Annotated in this window: 15 protein-coding genes; 5 read left to right on the forward strand and 10 right to left on the reverse strand. The window is 73.6% G+C overall.

Features of this window, described 5'->3' with window-relative positions:
- Positions 1-57: 57 nt before the first annotated feature.
- Together ACFV6E_RS34020 and ACFV6E_RS34025 are read right to left on the reverse strand one after the other, a co-directional pair.
- A complete protein-coding gene (locus ACFV6E_RS34020) occupies positions 58-978 on the reverse strand; it encodes a hypothetical protein (protein ID WP_385173817.1) in 921 nt (306 codons plus the stop codon).
- A 109-nt stretch (positions 979-1,087) separates the two neighbouring features.
- Positions 1,088-2,167 (reverse strand): NADH:flavin oxidoreductase/NADH oxidase, encoded by a 1,080-nt coding sequence (locus ACFV6E_RS34025; protein ID WP_385466984.1) that lies wholly within the window; start codon positions 2,165-2,167, stop codon positions 1,088-1,090.
- A 188-nt stretch (positions 2,168-2,355) separates the two neighbouring features.
- Here ACFV6E_RS34025 and ACFV6E_RS34030 point away from each other — a divergent pair, with 188 nt between their 5' ends.
- Positions 2,356-2,718: an ArsR/SmtB family transcription factor gene (locus ACFV6E_RS34030; RefSeq protein ID WP_385173812.1), complete on the forward strand. Its 363-nt coding sequence runs from the start codon at positions 2,356-2,358 to the stop codon at positions 2,716-2,718.
- Here ACFV6E_RS34030 and ACFV6E_RS34035 read toward each other — a convergent pair.
- Positions 2,638-4,080 (reverse strand): nucleobase:cation symporter-2 family protein, encoded by a 1,443-nt coding sequence (locus ACFV6E_RS34035; RefSeq protein WP_385466986.1) that lies wholly within the window; start codon positions 4,078-4,080, stop codon positions 2,638-2,640. The genes ACFV6E_RS34030 and ACFV6E_RS34035 overlap by 81 nt on opposite strands.
- Positions 4,081-4,341: 261 nt before the next feature.
- On the reverse strand, positions 4,342-5,691 hold the full coding sequence (locus ACFV6E_RS34040; protein WP_385466989.1) for an FAD-dependent oxidoreductase: 1,350 nt from the start codon (positions 5,689-5,691) through the stop codon (positions 4,342-4,344).
- 231 nt (positions 5,692-5,922) lie between these two features.
- Between ACFV6E_RS34040 and ACFV6E_RS34045 the strand changes: the two genes are divergently transcribed.
- Positions 5,923-6,393, forward strand: a complete 471-nt coding sequence (locus tag ACFV6E_RS34045; RefSeq protein WP_385466991.1) for a DUF6214 family protein — start codon at positions 5,923-5,925, stop codon at positions 6,391-6,393.
- A gap of 33 nt (positions 6,394-6,426) precedes the next feature.
- Here ACFV6E_RS34045 and ACFV6E_RS34050 read toward each other — a convergent pair whose 3' ends face one another.
- Positions 6,427-7,113 carry a DUF305 domain-containing protein gene (locus ACFV6E_RS34050; protein WP_385173800.1) on the reverse strand — a complete coding sequence of 229 codons (687 nt, stop codon included), beginning with the start codon at positions 7,111-7,113 and terminating at the stop codon, positions 6,427-6,429.
- A 201-nt stretch (positions 7,114-7,314) separates the two neighbouring features.
- On the opposite strand from ACFV6E_RS34050, the gene ACFV6E_RS34055 reads away from it, so the two are divergent.
- On the forward strand, positions 7,315-8,817 hold the full coding sequence (locus tag ACFV6E_RS34055; protein WP_385173797.1) for an LVIVD repeat-containing protein: 1,503 nt from the start codon (positions 7,315-7,317) through the stop codon (positions 8,815-8,817).
- A 70-nt stretch (positions 8,818-8,887) separates the two neighbouring features.
- Here ACFV6E_RS34055 and ACFV6E_RS34060 read toward each other — a convergent pair whose 3' ends face one another.
- Entirely contained in the window at positions 8,888-9,580 is a 693-nt protein-coding gene (locus ACFV6E_RS34060; RefSeq protein WP_385173795.1) for a TetR/AcrR family transcriptional regulator, read from the reverse strand.
- A gap of 267 nt (positions 9,581-9,847) precedes the next feature.
- Between ACFV6E_RS34060 and ACFV6E_RS34065 the strand changes: the two genes are divergently transcribed.
- A complete protein-coding gene (locus ACFV6E_RS34065; RefSeq protein ID WP_385173792.1) occupies positions 9,848-10,099 on the forward strand; it encodes a DUF2630 family protein in 252 nt (83 codons plus the stop codon).
- A gap of 268 nt (positions 10,100-10,367) precedes the next feature.
- On the opposite strand, the gene ACFV6E_RS34070 is transcribed toward ACFV6E_RS34065, so the two are convergent.
- The 4 genes from ACFV6E_RS34070 to ACFV6E_RS34085 form a co-directional block, all read right to left on the reverse strand.
- Complete coding sequence (locus ACFV6E_RS34070) at positions 10,368-11,066, reverse strand: HAD family hydrolase (RefSeq protein WP_385173327.1); 699 nt, start codon at positions 11,064-11,066, stop codon at positions 10,368-10,370.
- Between the two features lie 391 nt (positions 11,067-11,457).
- The gene (locus ACFV6E_RS34075; protein ID WP_385466994.1) at positions 11,458-12,141 is read right to left on the reverse strand and encodes a phosphatase PAP2 family protein; all 684 of its coding nucleotides are present in this window, start codon (positions 12,139-12,141) and stop codon (positions 11,458-11,460) included.
- Positions 12,142-12,277: 136 nt separating this feature from the next.
- Positions 12,278-13,213: a M56 family metallopeptidase gene (locus ACFV6E_RS34080; protein ID WP_385173331.1), complete on the reverse strand. Its 936-nt coding sequence runs from the start codon at positions 13,211-13,213 to the stop codon at positions 12,278-12,280.
- A 237-nt stretch (positions 13,214-13,450) separates the two neighbouring features.
- Positions 13,451-14,008, reverse strand: a complete 558-nt coding sequence (locus ACFV6E_RS34085; RefSeq protein ID WP_385173334.1) for a DUF5134 domain-containing protein — start codon at positions 14,006-14,008, stop codon at positions 13,451-13,453.
- 254 nt (positions 14,009-14,262) lie between these two features.
- On the opposite strand from ACFV6E_RS34085, the gene ACFV6E_RS34090 reads away from it, so the two are divergent.
- On the forward strand, positions 14,263-15,948 hold the full coding sequence (locus tag ACFV6E_RS34090; RefSeq protein ID WP_385173336.1) for an FUSC family protein: 1,686 nt from the start codon (positions 14,263-14,265) through the stop codon (positions 15,946-15,948).
- Positions 15,949-16,456 lie beyond the last annotated feature (508 nt).

A 16,456-nucleotide genomic window follows, 5' to 3' on the forward strand; every position in this document is an offset into this window, starting at 1 on the left:
CGCGCCGGTGATCACGTCAGTGGTTGAACCAGTAATAACAGGCCCTCAGGGCAACGCTCAGTGATCGATGCCGGTGAGGGGGGTGGGCGGGGTGTGGTCGAGGACGGCGCGGCGCAGCTGTTCGAGCTTGGGCGGGAGGAGGGTGATCAGGTCGTAGCGGGCGCGTCCGCGGCGGTAGCTGAGGAGGAGTCCCTTCTCCTCCAGGGGGAGGCCGGGCGGGCGCAGGACGGCCTGGCCGCTCAGGTGGCGGGTGCCGTCGTGGTTGACGAACAGACTGACCCACAGGCGGCTGGTGCCGTGGGCGCGGGCGACCAGGTCGGCGCGGACGGCGAGCCAGCGGTCCAGGGCGGCCCGGGTGAGGGGGGAGAGGGGGAACCACTCCTCGTCCGCGTCGGCGGCGTCGGGGGTCCCGTTCTGCGGGCGCCGCCGGACGAGCACCGCCCTGTGGCCGGGAGCGAAGTGGTCCAGGCGCAGGGCGGTCAGTTCCCCGGCACGCGGGGCCGCGTCCAGGACCAGGGCGAGCACGGCGGTCAGCCGGGTGCGGGCCGGTGACATGACGGTGGCGAGGTCCTGGTCGAGCCGGCGGCGCAGGGTGGTCAGGGTGCTGTGGTCGGGGGTGGGCCGCAGCGGTATCCGGCCGCCGCCGCCCAGCCGCAGCTCGGGCAGCCCGTACGCGGTGCGCAGCAGGTGCAGGCAGCGGTGCCGGGCGGCGTTGGTGGCCTGCGAGGTGGGCGGGTGGCCGCCGCGCACCTCGCGCTCGCGCAGCGCACCGGACTCGGCCAGTCGCAGATACGTCTTCAGCGACTCCCGCTCCAGCAGCCGCCGCAGACTGCGCCGCGCGGCCACGGGCAGTCCGCCCCGCTCCAGCGCCCGCCGCAACTCGCCCCGGACCATACCGAGCTGGCGCAGCCGCGCCTGCCCCACTCGCATCTCGGCGAGCAGGTCGTCCAGCGCGGCGATCGAGGGATAGTCCGGCACGCAGCCGATTGTTCCGCACGTCTGTGCCGCGGCGGCGGCCGGGAGGCGCGGGCGGGGTGCCCGGGCCTCCTTAAGGCCGCTTTTGCCGGTCCCGCCCCTTCCGCCGGCTTCAGACGGAGCGGTGGTACTGGTCCGGTACGTGCACGTCGGCGCCGAGTTCGCGGGCGGCGTGGCGGGCGAAGGAAGGGTTGCGCAGCAGCTCGCGGCCCACGAGCACGGCGTCCGCCTCGCCGTTGGCGAGGATCTTTTCGGCCTGCTCGGTCCCGGTGATGAGGCCGACGGCGGCGACGGGCAGCGTGGTCTCGTTCTTCACCCGGGCGGCGAAGGGCACCTGGTAGCCGGCGCCGACGGGGATGCGGACGCCGGGGGCGTTGCCGCCGGTGGAGACGTCGAGCAGGTCGACGCCGTGCTCCTCCAGCAGTCCCGCGAGGCGGACGGTGTCGTCGGGGCTCCAGCCGCCCTCCTCCAGCCAGTCGGTGGCGGAGACGCGGAAGAACAGCGGCTTGTCCTCGGGCCAGACCTCCCGCACGGCGTCGGTGACCTCGAGCGCGAACCGGATCCGGTTCTCGAAGGAGCCGCCGTAGGCGTCGGTACGGTGGTTGGTGTGCGGGGAGAGGAACTCGTGGACGAGGTAGCCGTGCGCGCCGTGGATCTCGGCGACCTCGAAACCGGCGTCGAGGGCGCGCCGCGCGGCGTCGGCGAACTGGCCCACGATCTCCTGGATCTCCGCGACGCTCAGCTCGGCCGGGACCGGGTGCCCGGCGTCGAACGGCACCGGGCTGGGCGCGACCGGCTGCCAGCCGAGCGCGTCGGGCCCGAGCGGCGCGCCGCCGGTCCAGGTGCGGTCGGTGGAGGCCTTGCGGCCGGCGTGCGCGAGCTGGATCGCCGGCACGGTGTTCTGGCCGGCCAGGAAGCGGGTGAGCCGGCGGAACGCCTCCACCTGCGCGTCGTTCCAGATGCCGAGGTCGTACGGGCTGATGCGGCCCTCGGGGGAGACCGCGGTGGCCTCGACGATGATCAGGCCGGTGCCGCCGGCGGCGCGGGCGCCGTAGTGCTGGAGGTGCCAGTCCGTGGGAGCGCCGGTGAGCGGGCCCTCGGGTGCGGCGCTGTACTGGCACATCGGCGGCATCCAGACCCGGTTGGGGATGGTCAGGCTGCGCAGGGTGTAGGGCTCGAAGAGCGCGCTCACGGCGGACTCCTATCGTCACGGGACCGATGGACGACTCGTACGATAGGCATCGTAATACGGTAGATGTCAAACTACGATGAGTCTCGTACAATCGGAGGTGCTGCCCCCGTGCGCGGCGCGGCGGACCGGATACGGACCGGATTCCGACCCGTCGCCGGACGGATCACCTCCGAGGAACTGGAGCCGCCGTGACGACCGCCGCCAGCGCTGCCGGCACTGCCCGGGATCTCCCGCACCCCGTGGGCGACGAGATCCGTCTGGAGGGGGTGCTGCACGCGCTCGCCGACCCCATGCGGCTGCGGATCGTGCGGGAGCTCGCCGCCGGTGGCGACGAGCTCTCCTGTTCGCAGTTCGACCTGCCGGTTACCAAGTCCACGACCACGCACCACTTCCGGGTGCTGCGCGAGAACGGGGTGATCCGGCAGATCTACCGGGGCACGGCCAAGATGAACGGGCTGCGCAAGGACGACCTAGACGCGCTGTTCCCCGGGCTTCTCGACCGGGTCCTCGATGCGGCCGCCCGGCAGGCGGTCCGGCTCGGCGACGGCTGACAGGCCGTCGGCCGAAGGGGTCGCGGGCGTCTCGGGTGCCGTTCCGCCCGGCAGGTGGTTGAAGAGCAGGTTGAGCACGATCGCCGTCAGACAGCCCGCGCTGATCCCGCTGTTCATCACCGTCCGGAACCAGTCGGGGAACTTCTCGTAGACGGCGGGCACGCCCACCGGCAGGGTGCCCACGGCCAGCGAGACGGCCACCACCGTCAGGTTGTGGTTGCCCTTGAAGTCCACCTCGGCCAGGGTGCGCAGACCGCTCGCGGCGACCGTCCCGAACATCACCAGGCCCGCGCCGCCGAGCACCGGGGCCGGTATCGCCGCGACCACCGCGCCGAGCTTCGGCTCCAGGCCGAGCAGGACCAGGATGCCGCCCGCGGCGGCGACCACCCAGCGGCTGCGCACCCGCGTCATCCCGACCAGGCCCACGTTCTGCGCGAACGCCGTGTACGGGAAGGTGTTGAACACGCCGCCCAGCACCGTGGAGAAACCGTCGGCGCGCAGGCCGTCGGCGAGCGTACGGGGCCGGACCCGGCGCTCGGTCATCTCGCCCACCGCGATCAGGTCACCGGTTGTCTCGGTCATCGTCACCAGCGCCACCACGAGCATCGAGACGACGGCGGAGACGTGGAAGGTGGGCGCGCCGAAGTGGAACGGTGTGCTGATGCCGAGCCAGTCGGCGTCCGGGACCCCGCCGAAGTCGGTGAACCCGAACGGCACCGCGACCGCCAGGCCCACGGCGATGCCGACGAGCACCGCGATCCGGCTGAGGAAGGGCGGCGCGAACCGCTGCACCGCCACCACTACGACCAGCACGAAGCCGGCCAGTGCCAGATTGCGCGGGGCACCGAAGTCCCCGGCGCCGGCGCCGCCCGCGGCCCAGTCGCCCGCCACCGGCAGCAGTGAGACGCCGATGATCAGGATCACGGTGCCGGTGACCAGCGGCGGGAAGAAGCGCAGCAGCTTGCCGAAGACCGGGGCGAGCAGCATGATCGCGAGCCCCGCGACGATCACCGAGCCGTAGATCGCGGGCAGTCCGCCGCCCGTGGTCCCGATGAGCACCATCGGTGACACGGCGGCGAAGGTGCAGCCCTGCATGATCGGCAGGCGTACGCCGAAGCGCCAGCAGCCCACGCACTGGATGAGCGTCGCGATCCCGCACACCAGCAGGTCGGCGGTGATGAGGTACGCCAGGTCGGCGGGCGACAGCTTCATCGCCCCGCCCACGATCAGCGGCACCGCCACCGCGCCCGCGTACATCGCGAGCACGTGCTGGAGCCCGAAGGCCGCCAGCCGGCGCAGGGGCGGCACCTCGTCCACGGGATGCACCTCGTCCACGGGACGCGCGGGTGTGTTCTCGGCCATGGGCACTCCAGGGGCGGCGGGGTCGGGCGGGGACAGCACGAGACCGTAAGGGGCTTGCACAATTTGTTGATTTCGGGACTGTTGCCGCCGTGTGTCATGCCCACGGGAAGTGTGACGACGCGCCTGGAGGGGACAGGGCTACGCGCCCGGAGGAGGCGGGGCTATGTGCCCGGAGGAGGCGGGGCTGCGCGCCCGGAGGAGGCGGGGCTGCGCGCCCCCGTAAAGGGCTGGGCTTGGGCTGCGCTTCCGAAGAAGGCGGGGCTACGTTCGCTGCGCCCGTGCCGCCGCCAGCAGTGAGGCCCAGTCGGGCAGCTTGACCACGCCGCGCCCGAGCGACGCGCCCAGTTCCGCCTCGGCCCGCTCGATCGCCTGCCAGCCCGCCCACTCCACGGGCGCCGTCCCCGTGGCACGCAGCGCGGCGAGCGGATCCCCGGGCACCGGCCGCCGTACGAGCGCCGGGGCATCCGCGAGCAGCGAGGTGACCGTCTCCTTGGCGCAGGGCCGGTTGGTGCCGATGACGCCGGTCGGGCCGCGCTTGATCCAGCCCGCCACGTACTCGCCGGGGGCGACCGCGCCGTCCCTGATCACCCGCCCCGCCAGATGCGGGACCGTGCCGCGCGCGGCGTCGAACGGCAGCCCCTCCAGCGGCACTCCGCGATAGCCGACGGAGCGCAGCACCAGCTCCGCCGCGATGTCCTCGTACTGGCCCGTGCCGCGCACGCCGCCCGCGCCGTCGGGCACCGTCCGCTCGAAGCGCACCGCCCCGACCCGTCCGCCGGAGGCGAGCAGTTCGACCGGGCGCAGGAAGAAGCGCAGCCGGACCCGGCGGGCCGCGTCCGGGGCCGGCGCGGCGGCCCAGCCGCGCAGCACCTCCACGTTCCGCCGGGCGGCGGCGGGCAGCCCCGAGGGATCGAGATAGGCCGGATCGAGCGCCAACTCGGCCGCGCGTACGCCGACTTGAGTGTCCGGGAGGCCGCCGAGCTCGCGCAGTTCCTTGGTGGTGAAGCGGGCCTGGGACGGGCCGCGTCTGCCCACCATGTGGACCTCGGTCACCTCGCTCGCCGCGAGCGCGGTCAGGGCCGGCTGCGGCATGTCGGTCAGGCCCAGCTCGGCGGCGCCCCGGGCCAGCATCCGGGTCACGTCGACCGCGACGTTCCCGACGCCGATGACCACGGCCGAGCGCGCGCCGCGCACGAAGCCGTCGGCGGCGGCGTCCGGGTGGGCGCTGTACCAGGACACGAACTCGGTGGCCGACCAGCTTCCGGGCAGCTCCTCGCCCGGGATGCCGAGGTGCCGGTCGGTGGCGGCGCCCACGCAGTAGACGACCGCGTGGTACAGCTCCCGCAGCCGGGCGGCGGGCAGCCCGCCCGGCCCGATCTCCACGCCGCCGAGGAACCGGACCCGCTCGTCCTCCAGCACGGTGCGCAGATTGTTCTGAAGCGACTTGATCTTCTCGTGGTCGGGAGCCACGCCGTAGCGCACCAGCCCGTACGGGCACGGCAGCCGGTCGAGGACATCGACCCGGACCTCGGGTGTCGAACTCTGCTGCACGAGTCCCTGAGCGGTGTACACCCCGCTGGGCCCCGATCCGACGACGGCGACATTGAGCACGGCCGGACTCCCTCCCGACGCCCGAACGGGCAGAGGAGATCGGTGATGGTTCCAGCATGGCACCGGGCGGCGGGGGAGGGGAGGGGACCGGCACGCAGGTGGGCCGACGGGGTGCGGACCCGGCCACGGCATGCGTGCCTCAGCGCACACGTGTGATCATGCGGTTACGTTCGGCAGGTGCTGAAAGCATCCTTTCTGAATCTTTCTGATCGTGATCGACCGGATGGTGCGGTGTCCGTATGGCCCGCGTGGGAAGTGCGGGAGCACGAGAGCGCCACGTCGTGGTTCAACGTCCGGCTCGGCTTCGCGGACGGCGCCCGTATCGACGTACTGGCCGTGGTCGACGAGGAACAGGTGTCCATCGAGGACGTACGGGCCCGGCCGCCGCTCTCCCTGGACGATCTGACGCTGCTCCCCGAGTGGCTGGAGGGTCCGCTGTTCGAGGCGTGCTGCGCCGGTGCCGACGGGCCCTCCGGAAAGCCGCGGCGGACGGCACCGGCGCGCCGGGCCAGGCCCGCCTGGCCGCACGGCACCGAGGGGTGGCGGCTCGTCGCCGAGGAGTACCGGGCGGCCCAGCGGGACGGTCTGGATCCCGTCCTCGCCGTGATGGGCGCGACCGGCCACAGCCGCCGCCGCTCACTCGGCCTGATCGCCGCGGCGCGCGACGCGGGTTTCCTGCCCTCGCGCCACGCCCGCCGCTGACACCAGCACACAGGGGCTGGTCGGGGCCGCGCGTCAGAGCATGTCGCGCATGCGTCCGATCTCCGTCGTCTGCTGGGCGATCACGTCGTCCGCCATCTCCTCGATCTGGACGTTGTTCCCCTGCGCCTTCACGTCGGTGGCCATCGTGACCGCCCCTTCGTGATGGGTGATCATCAGCTTCAGGAACAGCTCGTCGAACGCCTCGCCCTTCGCGGCCCGCAACTTCTTCAGCTGCGCCTCGGTCGCCATCCCCGGCATGGCGTCGTGCTGGTGCCCGGCACCGCCGCCCCCGTCACTCCCTTCCTCCGTGTCCTTGTCCGTGTCCTTGCCGTGCGCTTTCAGCCAGCTCTCCATGACGGTGATCTCCGGCCCCTGGGCGGCCGAGATCCGTTCGGCCAGCCGCCGCACCGGCGCCGACCCGGCGCGGTCGGGGACCAGTTCGGTCATCTCGAGAGCCTGGGCGTGGTGCTGGATCATCATCCGCGCGTACGAGACGTCCGCGGAGTTGGGCGAGTCGTCGGAGCGCTGCCTGCCCGCCTCCTCGGCGGAGAGCGTCTCGGCCGCCTCGCCCGGTCTGCCGGGCGCGATCACCGAAGGGCCGCTGTCCGGGGCGGACTTCGCGGCGCCGTCCGATCCGGAGTCGCAGGCCGCCAGGGTCAGGACGGCGGCCGCCAGCGCGGCCATGAGCAGGGACGCGCGGGACGTACGGCGAACGAGCACAACGACCTCCTGTGGCCCTTGCGTGGACGGACACCTCTCGATTCTTTCCGTGCTGGGCACCGTCCTAGCACGGGCGGGCGTTTGGTTGATCGAAAACTTTCATTACGGGCTCGTTGCCCTCTGTTGATCTGTGCATGATGAAGACGATACTTCGGAGGTCCGTGCACCGTCCGAAACCGGGCGGAGACAAGGGAGGGCACAGTGACCCTGTTGAACGATCCCCGAACACGGCGCAGACGTCTGGGAGTCGCCGCGGCCGCGGCCGGACTCCTGGCGGCGCTGCTCACGGCAGGACCGGCGGCCGCGACCCCCGACCCCGGGGACGGCCCCGCCGCGCGGGAGGAGGTCTCGAAGAGCGAGGCCGCCGAGGTGAAGGCGGCGATCGCCGCCGACGAGATCCCCGGCCAGGACGAGATCGTCCACTCCGACAACATCACCCACCTCACGAACATCCCGAAGGACGCCCTCGCGGGCACCAACTCGGACCTCGCCTTCCAGGGCAAGTACGCCTTCGCGGGCAACTACGACGGCTTCCGCATCTTCGACATCAGCAACCCGAAGGCGCCGAAGACCGTCGCGCAGGTGCTCTGCCCCGGTTCGCAGAACGACGTCTCCGTCTCCGGGAACCTGCTGTTCCTGTCCACCGACTCCTCGCGCAGCGACGACTCGTGCAGCAGCACGTCGCAGCCCGCCACCGAGAAGTCCTCGTGGGAGGGCATGAAGGTCTTCGACATCAGCGACAAGCGGAACCCGAAGTACGTCGCCGCCGTGGAGACCGCCTGCGGCTCGCACACTCACTCACTGGTGCCCGAGCGCAGATACGTCTACATCTACGTCTCCTCGTACTCGCCGAGCGCGACCTTCCCGGACTGCCAGCCGCCGCACGACGGCATCTCCGTCATCAAGGTGCCGCGCAACCACCCGGAGAAGGCCGCGGTGGTCGGCTTCCCCGTGCTCTTCCCCGGTGAGGGCGAGGACGGCGGCGGCAACCCCGGTTCCCCGACCAACCCCGGCGTCTCCAAGACCACCGGCTGCCACGACATCACCGTGCTGCCCTCCGAGGACATCGCCGCGGGCGCCTGCATGGGCGACGGCATCCTGTTCTCCATCAAGGACCCGGAGCACCCGAAGGTCATCGACCGGGTCCAGGACAACGTGAACTTCGCGTTCTGGCACTCGGCGACCTTCAACCAGAAGGCGAACAAGGTCGTCTTCACCGACGAACTGGGCGGCGGCGGAGCGGCCACCTGCAACGCCGGGATCGGCCCGGACCGCGGCGCCGACGGCATCTACGACATCGTCGGCAAGGGCGACAAGCGCAAACTCGTCTTCCGCAACTACTACAAGATCCCCCGCCACCAGGCGGACACCGAGAACTGCGTCGCCCACAACGGCTCGCTGATCCCGGTCAAGGGCAAGGACCTCATGGTCCAGGCGTGGTACCAGGGCGGCGTCTCCGTCTGGGACTTCACCAACTCCTCGAAGCCCAAGGAGATCGCCTACTTCGAGCGCGGTCCGATCAGCACCGAGTCCCTGGTCACCGGCGGTTCCTGGTCGGCGTACTACTACAACGGCTACATCTACTCGAACGACATCGCCAAGGGCTTCGACGTGCTGAAGCTGACCGACCGGCGCACGGACCCGGCGAAGCGGGTACGGCTGGACGAACTCAACGTCCAGACACAGCCGGACTACTTCGACTGACCGTGACTGCTTCGGCTGACCTGGATCACGGCTACCGGCCTTGACCGCTTCGGGTGACGACCGATGCGCGTTACTTCGGCCGGCCCGGACGGCTCGGTTCGTCCGCGTCGAGGCTGCCGGTCGCGAAGAACCGTGACAGGTCCACGTCGCACACCCCGTCGGCTGTTCCGGCAGCCGGCGGGGCGCCCATGGCCAGGTCGAGCCGGTAGCGCTGGAACAGCTCCGCCCGCAGCACCGGGACCGGCATCGGCGCACCCGGCACCAGAGCCGCGTACACCGCGCCCATCAGCAGCGCCCGCAGCATCGGATAGTCGGTGGCGGCGTCCGGCGAACCGTGCCGGGCGACGGTCTCCCGCAGCAGCTCCGCGAGCCGCTGCTGCTCCGGGCACTGCACGAACCCCTGCGCCTGCAACAGCCCCGCCATGTGCTGGCGCATCAGGACCGGATGGTCCACGGTGAGCCCCAGGATCGCGTCGATCGCGCGCGCCATCCGCTCCCGGCCGTCCTCGGTGCACGGCTCCCGCTCCAGCGCCTCCTCCAGGGTGCGGTGCATCAGCCGGTGCACCGCCGACTGAAGGAGCTGCCGCTTGCCGGGGAAGTAGTACGAGACCAGGCCCCGCGCCGAACCCGCGCGGTCCGCGATGTCGGTGAGCGTCGTCGCCTCGAAACCGCGCTCGCGGACGAGCTCCACCGCGGCCTGCAGAAGCCGTTCCCGGGAACGTCGTCGCAACTCTTCATTGACCGAGGCGCTGCGCGGGGACATGCTGTAACTCCTGCGTTGACTGGCTGCCAGCCAATTATACTCAACGTGTCCGGGCCAAGCCCTTGCGCGGGTCCGCCCGGCCGCCGTCCGCCCTGGGCGACGCGGGGGATCGTCCAGGGCGGACGGCGGGGCATCGCCGCTGTTCCCGCCCTTGTCCCCGCCCTTGTCCCCGACCTTGCTCCTGCCGCTGTCGCAGTCGAGCCGGACCCTTCCTGGAGTGGGCGGGTGGGCAGGAAACCCCACAGAGGCTGGAGGAGGTGCCCGGACATGGACCGCAACCAGGACCGCATCCTGGAGAGCATCACCGCGATGGTGGACGAGGAGCGGCGACTGCGCGACGCGGTGGCCGCCGGCACGATCGACACCGCCACCGAGCGCACCCGGCTCGCCGAACTGGAACGCGGCCTCGACCAGTGCTGGGACCTGCTGCGACAGCGCCGCGCGAAGACCGAGTTCGGCGAGAACCCGGACGACGCGAGGGCCCGCCCCACGGCCCAGGTCGAGCAGTACGAGAGCTGAGCCGGGGGGACGGGGCCGGACCGTGCGAGAACCGGGCCGGGGGTTCGGGGCCGGGCCGTGCGAGAACCGGGCCGGGGGTTCGGGGCCGGGCCGCGCGAGAACCGGGCCGGGGGTTCGGGGCCGGGCCGCGCGAGAACCGGGCCGGGGGTACGGGGCCGGACCGTGCGAGAACCGGGCCGGGGGTTCGGGGCCGGGCCGTGCGGGGGCCGCTACGGCATTCCGCCGGGCGCCGGCTGCCGCGTCCGGCGTACCGGGGCCGCGCCGTTCGTCAGCCGGCCAGGTCGAGCAGCGGGCGGAGGCCGTCCGGACGCTGGGCCGCGGGGAGATGGTCGACGAAGTGCACCGCGCAGCCCAGCGCCGCCGCGCCACCGTCCGCACGGCGGTCGTCCCCGGTCATCACCGTCTCCCGGGGGTCCGCCCCGAGCGCCGCGCAGGCCGTCGCGAACAGCCGCGCGTCGGGCTTCTGGATGCCGTGCTCGTACGACAGCACGTACGTGTCGACGTAGGCGTCGAGGCCGTGCGCGCGGAAGACCGGGCGCAGGTCCCAGCCGATGTTGCTGACCACGCCGATCGCGACGCCGCGCTCGCGCAGCGCCGCGAGCACGTCACGCGCGTCGGGGTACGGGGTCCAGGCCGCCGGTGTGCTGTGCCGGTCGTACAGCGCGTCGTGCAGCCGGGGATCGGGGAGCGGCACCTGCCGGGAGAGGCCGGTGTAGGCGGCCCGGTGGAGGGCGGCGCTGCGGTCGCGTTCGTCCCATATCCCGGCCAGTTCCCCGGGCACCGGCCGGGACGGGAAACCCCCGCCGGGCAGCGCGCCCACCGCGTCCAGCTCCCGTGCCGCACGCGTCAGCTCGCCCTCGGACAGGGCGATACCGGTCTCCGCCAGCACCGCCCGCAGCCAGGACTCGGCGGACTCGATACGGAAGAGAGTGCCGGAGAAATCGAAGAGCGCGGCTTTGATCGTCATACCGGCTGATCCTTCGGGGCGCCCCCGCACCCGTCAAGAACGCCTGACGGGCGGACCGGGGGCGGACCGGGGTGGTCCGGGGTGGTCCGGGGCGGACCGGGCTTCCCGGGCGGGGAGGTCCGGGGCGGACCGGGGCGGACCGGGGGTGGTCCGGAGGTGGTCCGGGCTTCCCGGGCGGGGTGGTCCGGGGCGGACCGGGGGTGGTCCGGAGGTGGTCCGGGCTTCCCGGGCGGGGAGGTCCGGGGTGGTCCGGGGCGGACCGGGGGTGGTCCGGAGGTGGCCCGGGCTTCCCGGGCGGGGCGGTGCTGGCTTCCCGGGCGGGGCGGACTCGCTTCGGGGCGGGCCGGCGTCGCGTGCCGCTGCCGCGAGTCCGGGCCGCCCCGGCCCGAGGTCAGGGCCGTGGGGCCCGGACCCACCGCCCGTACGCCGCCACCGCCAGTGTCACCACCAGCGCGCCGAGCAGCCAGCCGCCCACGACGTCCGAGGGCCAGTGGACGCCCAGCCACACCCGGGTCAGTCCGACGCCCACCACGGAGACGACGGCCACGGTGACCGCCGTACGCCACAGGACGGGCCCGGCCCCGTGATGGCGGAGCACGCCGAGCAGCAGTCCGCAGACCACGGTCGCCGTCAGGGCGTGGCCGGAGGGGAAGGCGGAGTAGTGGGCGGTGTCCACCGGGTCGGGCCAGACCGGACGCGGACGGTCGACGGCGGCCTTCAGGCCCTGTTGCAGCACGGTGCCCACCGCGCAGGTGACCAGCAGCCACAACGCCGCCCACCACGCCGCGTGCCGCCACCCCAGCCACCCGGCGACGGCCAGGCACAGCAGACGCATCGTCGCCGGATCCCACACCCAGTCCGACAGGATGCGGAACACGCGGGTGAGCGCCGGCTCGTCGACGGCCCAGCGGTGCGTGGCGCGTGCGATGTCGGCGTCGAGCGTGATCAGCGGCCCCCAGGAGAAGGCGACCAGCAGCAGAAGCACCACGCAAGCAGCGGCCAGGACCAGCGCGGCGGGCGCCACGGCCCGTGGGGAGGGCGTGCGGGACGGTGAGTCGGTGGGCGGCGAGTGCATACGCAGATCCTCGCCGACACCCGGGCCCGAACGCCAACATACGGGGACGGCGAGGCCAACGGCCGGATGCCGGAAAGTGAACGGAGGAGGGCGGAGATGGGCGGGAGCGGGGGCGGCGCGGTCGGAGTGGCCGGCCCTAGCCCAGCGCCCGCAGCCCCGGCACGAAGGCCACGAGTACCGGGACCACCGGGACCAGCGCCGCGGCGGCCGTCAGGCGCAGCCGGCGGGCGGCGGGGAGCCGGTCCGGAGGGGTCAGCAGCCGGTGCACGCGCTGCGGCACGTGCGCGTGCTGGGCCGGGCAGGGACCGAACACACCGCGGTCCTCGTTCAGTTCCACCAGGGCCAGGGCGATGGTGAGGCGGCCGAAGCGGCGGGACGCCATGTCGTCGGCGGCCAGCTCGACCAGGCGGTGCATCTCGTCGCGGAAGGCGGCGAACACCGGTACCTGCGGGAAGCCGCCCGCCAGCGCCGCCGAACAGTGCAGCAGCCAGTCGTGCCGCGCCTGCGCATGCCCCTGCTCATGGGCGAGCACGGCATCGAGCCGCCGCCCCTTGAGCCGGCGCAACGCGGCGGTGGTGATGACGAGTTGCGGCGCGGCTCCGGGCAGCCACCACGCGTCGGGACGCTCGCCCTCCAGTACCACGAGACGGTCGGTACCGGGCTCCTCACCGGGCAACAACGGCGCCCGGACCAGGAGTTCGGCCCGGCGCCGCCGACGGCGCGTCCGGGCCCGTACGATCTCGCGGGCCAGCATCGTCGCCGTCCACAGTCCGCCGCAGGCCAGGGCCACGGCGGTCGCGGCGGCCCAGGAGTCGCCGGTGTGCAGGGCGTAGGCGTCCACGACCGAGTGCGGTGCCGGAGCGAAGACATGGCCCCGCACCGCGGCCCAGGCGGCGGCCGCGCTCAGCGTCATCGACAGCACGCAGCACAGCAGGACGGCCGCCACCACGCACTGCCACACCCACAGCGCGACCACCGGCTCTCGATCCGGCCAGTCGGCCCGGGCGAGCAGCCGCGGGGCGACGACGGCGGTCAGGGCGCCGAGCAGCAACAGTGCCGCGGGGAGCATCATGGGGTGCAGCCTATGAGGGGTGCGTGCCGCTGGATACGACCTGCGGCGGCAAGTGACGCACACCACGGTTTCGCACGATGGGCTGTACCGCCGTTACGCATCACGGCCCGTATCGCTGTTCCGCGCCCCGGCTCGTAGCGCGGTTTCGCGTCGCGGTCCGTGCCGCTGTTCCGCGTCACGGGTTCGGGCCACAGCTCGCGCCACCGCTCTGTGCCGCGGCCCGCGTCGCCGTTCCGCTCAGAGGGTCAGCAGCATCGCGACCATCGCGATTCCCATCGACAGCCGGCATGCCCGTGCGACCTCCGGGCGGTCGCCCCAGCCGAGCGTCCCGCCCTGCGGCACCGGGACGGCCGCGACGGCCGTGACGGGCAGCAGCCGGGCCCCCGCCCACAGGACGAACCCGGTGAAGTAGAGCAGCAGGGCCCCCGTCACCAGCGGCGTCCCCGAACCGCCGTGCCCGTGGTGCCCGGGCGCCGCGGCCATCGCTCCGCCCATGTACGCCATCGCGGCGGCGCCCATTGAGTGGTGCAGATGGCAGGGGCCGGTGCGCGCGGCCCACAGCGCGCGGAGCGCCGCCGCGCCGAACACGGTCGCGTACACCAGCCAGGTCCAGCGCGGCGGCGTCGCCACCGCCGCGGGGACGGCCATCGCCGCCATGCCGAAGCCCATGAGGGCCTCGCCCCCCGCGGTACGCCGCTGTTCCTCCAGCGCGCTGCGCATCCGCAGCAGGCAGTAGGCGCCGGTCGCCGCGCACAGCGCGACGAGCAGCCATCCGGGCGAAGCCGGTCCGTGCACCGCGCACCTCCCCGCTCGACGCTCTCGGCCGGTCGGCCGGTCGGCCGGTCAGGACCGGGGATCCGGTCAGCCGGTCATCCCAGTCTTCCGGTCCGCCGGCCGGTCGGTCAGGGCATGCCCCGGCCGCGCGGCGCGCACGCGAGCGCAAGGGTGCAAGCGGGGGAGCGTACAGGCGTGCACCGCAGGTCAGCGGCTTGGCAGTGGCGGAGCTCGCGATATCTTTTACGAGTAAAACACCTGTTAAGCTTATGGGTATGAGCAGTGCGTCCCCCGCTTCCCGATCCGTCCGCCGACTGCCGCTCGCCGGAGCGCTGCGCCTCGGCCGGCCCTCCGACATCTGGTTCAAGCCCGCGTGCAGCGCCGTCGCCGCGGCCGGTCCGCCGAACCTGCTGCTGCTCGCGCTCGGCCGCCTCGACCTGGCGATGTACACGATGGCCGGATCCCTGTGCGCGCTCTACGCCCACAACCGCCCGTACGCCGCCCGGGCCCGCGTCCTGGTCTGGGTGGTGCTCGGCATGGTCGGCGGACTGGCCGTCGCCCTCGTCACCGCCTCGCTCACCACGAACTCCGTCGTACTGGTCACCGTCGGCGCGCTGCTGGCCGCCGCGCAGAAGACGCTGTGCGACGCGACCCGGCTCGGGCCGCCCGCCCATGTGGTCCTGGCCTTCATCACCTCCGCCTCCCTCTTCGCCCCGCAGACCCCCGGGCAGATCCCCGGGCACCTGGCGCTCGCGCTCGCCGCCGGCGTCTGGTCCTGGGTCGTCTGCATGGTGCCCGGTCTGGTCCGCCCGCACGGGCCGGAGCGGCGGGCCACCGCGCACGCCCTGAACGCGGCCGCAGCCTTCGCGGACACCCGGGGCACCGGCGAGGGCCACGCCCGCGGCCGGGCCGCCGCGGCCGCCGCCGTGCAGGCCGCCTGGCAGTCGCTGCTGTCCACCGGCGCCCGGGGGGCCCGCGCCGGTACCCGGCACGCGCTCGAACGGCTCGTGGTCCGTGCCGAGGTCGCGATCGCGGCGCCCGCCGACGCGGACCCCGAGCGGCTGCGCGCCTGGGCCCGCGATGTGCGCGGCACGGGCCCCGTCCCGCAGGTGCCCGAACCGGCCGACGGCGAACTGGTCGGCGTGGCGGCCGAGCTCGACAGCCCCGCGCGCTCACTGGCCGCGCGGCTCGGCCCGCTGGGCCCCATCGCGCTGCGCACGCTGATCGGCTGCGCCCTCGCCGGGTACGTGTCGCTGGCGCTCGGCATCGGCCGTCCCTACTGGGCCCTGGTCACCGCGGCCTCGCTCTACCAGGCCAACGTCACGCTGACCTGGAACCGGGGCGTCCAGCGCGTCGTCGGCAACCTGATCGGGGTGCTGGTCTTCGCCGCCGTCGTCCCGCTCGCCCACGTCGGGCAGACGGCCCTCGTGCTGTGCTGCCTCGCCTTCAATTTCGGCGCCGAGGCGTTGATCGGCCGCAACTACTGGCTCGGCAGCATCTGCGTGACCCCCATGGCGCTGCTCATCACCGAGTTCGCCCGGCCGCAGCAGGCCGGGGAGCTGATGACCGACCGGGTGGTGGACACCCTCGTCGGCGCGCTGGTCGGCTTCGTCGCCGCGATCGCCGTCACGAACCGGCGGGCCGGCGACCGCATCGAGTCGGCCATCGAGGCCGTCGAACGCGCCCGGGAGCATGCGGCCCGCGTCCTGGCGACGGGAGCCGGCACCTCTGGCGCCCTGGGGTCGGGAGCCGGCACCTCCGGCGCCCTGGTGTCGGCGCACCGTGCCCTGGCCGCCGCCGTCGTCGACCTGCGGGCCACGGCCGACGCCGCGGCCGGCGAGTGGTGGCAGCGTGCGCTGCCCGAGGAACGGGTGATGCTCACCGAGCAGGCCGCACACCGTACGCTCGCGGCGACGGTACGACGTCAGGGACGGCACTCCTTGGAGGACGCGGAGGCATGACGCCAGAAGACGAACCCGCAGCGCCCCGCAACACGGGCGACGATCACACCGCCGCCCCGGCCCCGGCGACGCCCGCGGCAGACGGCGGGTCCGAACCGGCGGGGAGCGGCGAAGCCGGTCGGGGTTCGACGGCGCCCGCGGCGGCGGGGCGGCCTCCGACGGACACCGGGTCCGGTCCGACGACGGACGGCGCTACGGAGCCGGGCCCGGGGTCCTCAGCGGACGGGGTACCTCCGGCGGGCGCCGGGGCCGGAGCGGCAGCGGGCGCTGAGCCGGGAGTGGCGGCGGACCGCCGTGTCGCGCCTGGTCCGGCGACGCCCGCGGACGTGGAGCCGGCGACGGACGGCGGGTCCGAACCGGTGGCGGTCGGCGCCGCCGGACCGGCCCCGGCGGCGTTTGCGGGTGCCATGCCTGCGGCGGGCGCCGGGTCGGGGCCGGTGGCGACTGGCGCTGCCGGGCTGGGCCCGGTGGCCCCCGCGGACACGCCACTCCCGGCGGGCGCCGGGGC

Origin of the sequence: Streptomyces sp. NPDC059785 (genome assembly GCF_042732375.1) — a bacterium.
Lineage (GTDB): Bacteria > Actinomycetota > Actinomycetes > Streptomycetales > Streptomycetaceae > Streptomyces.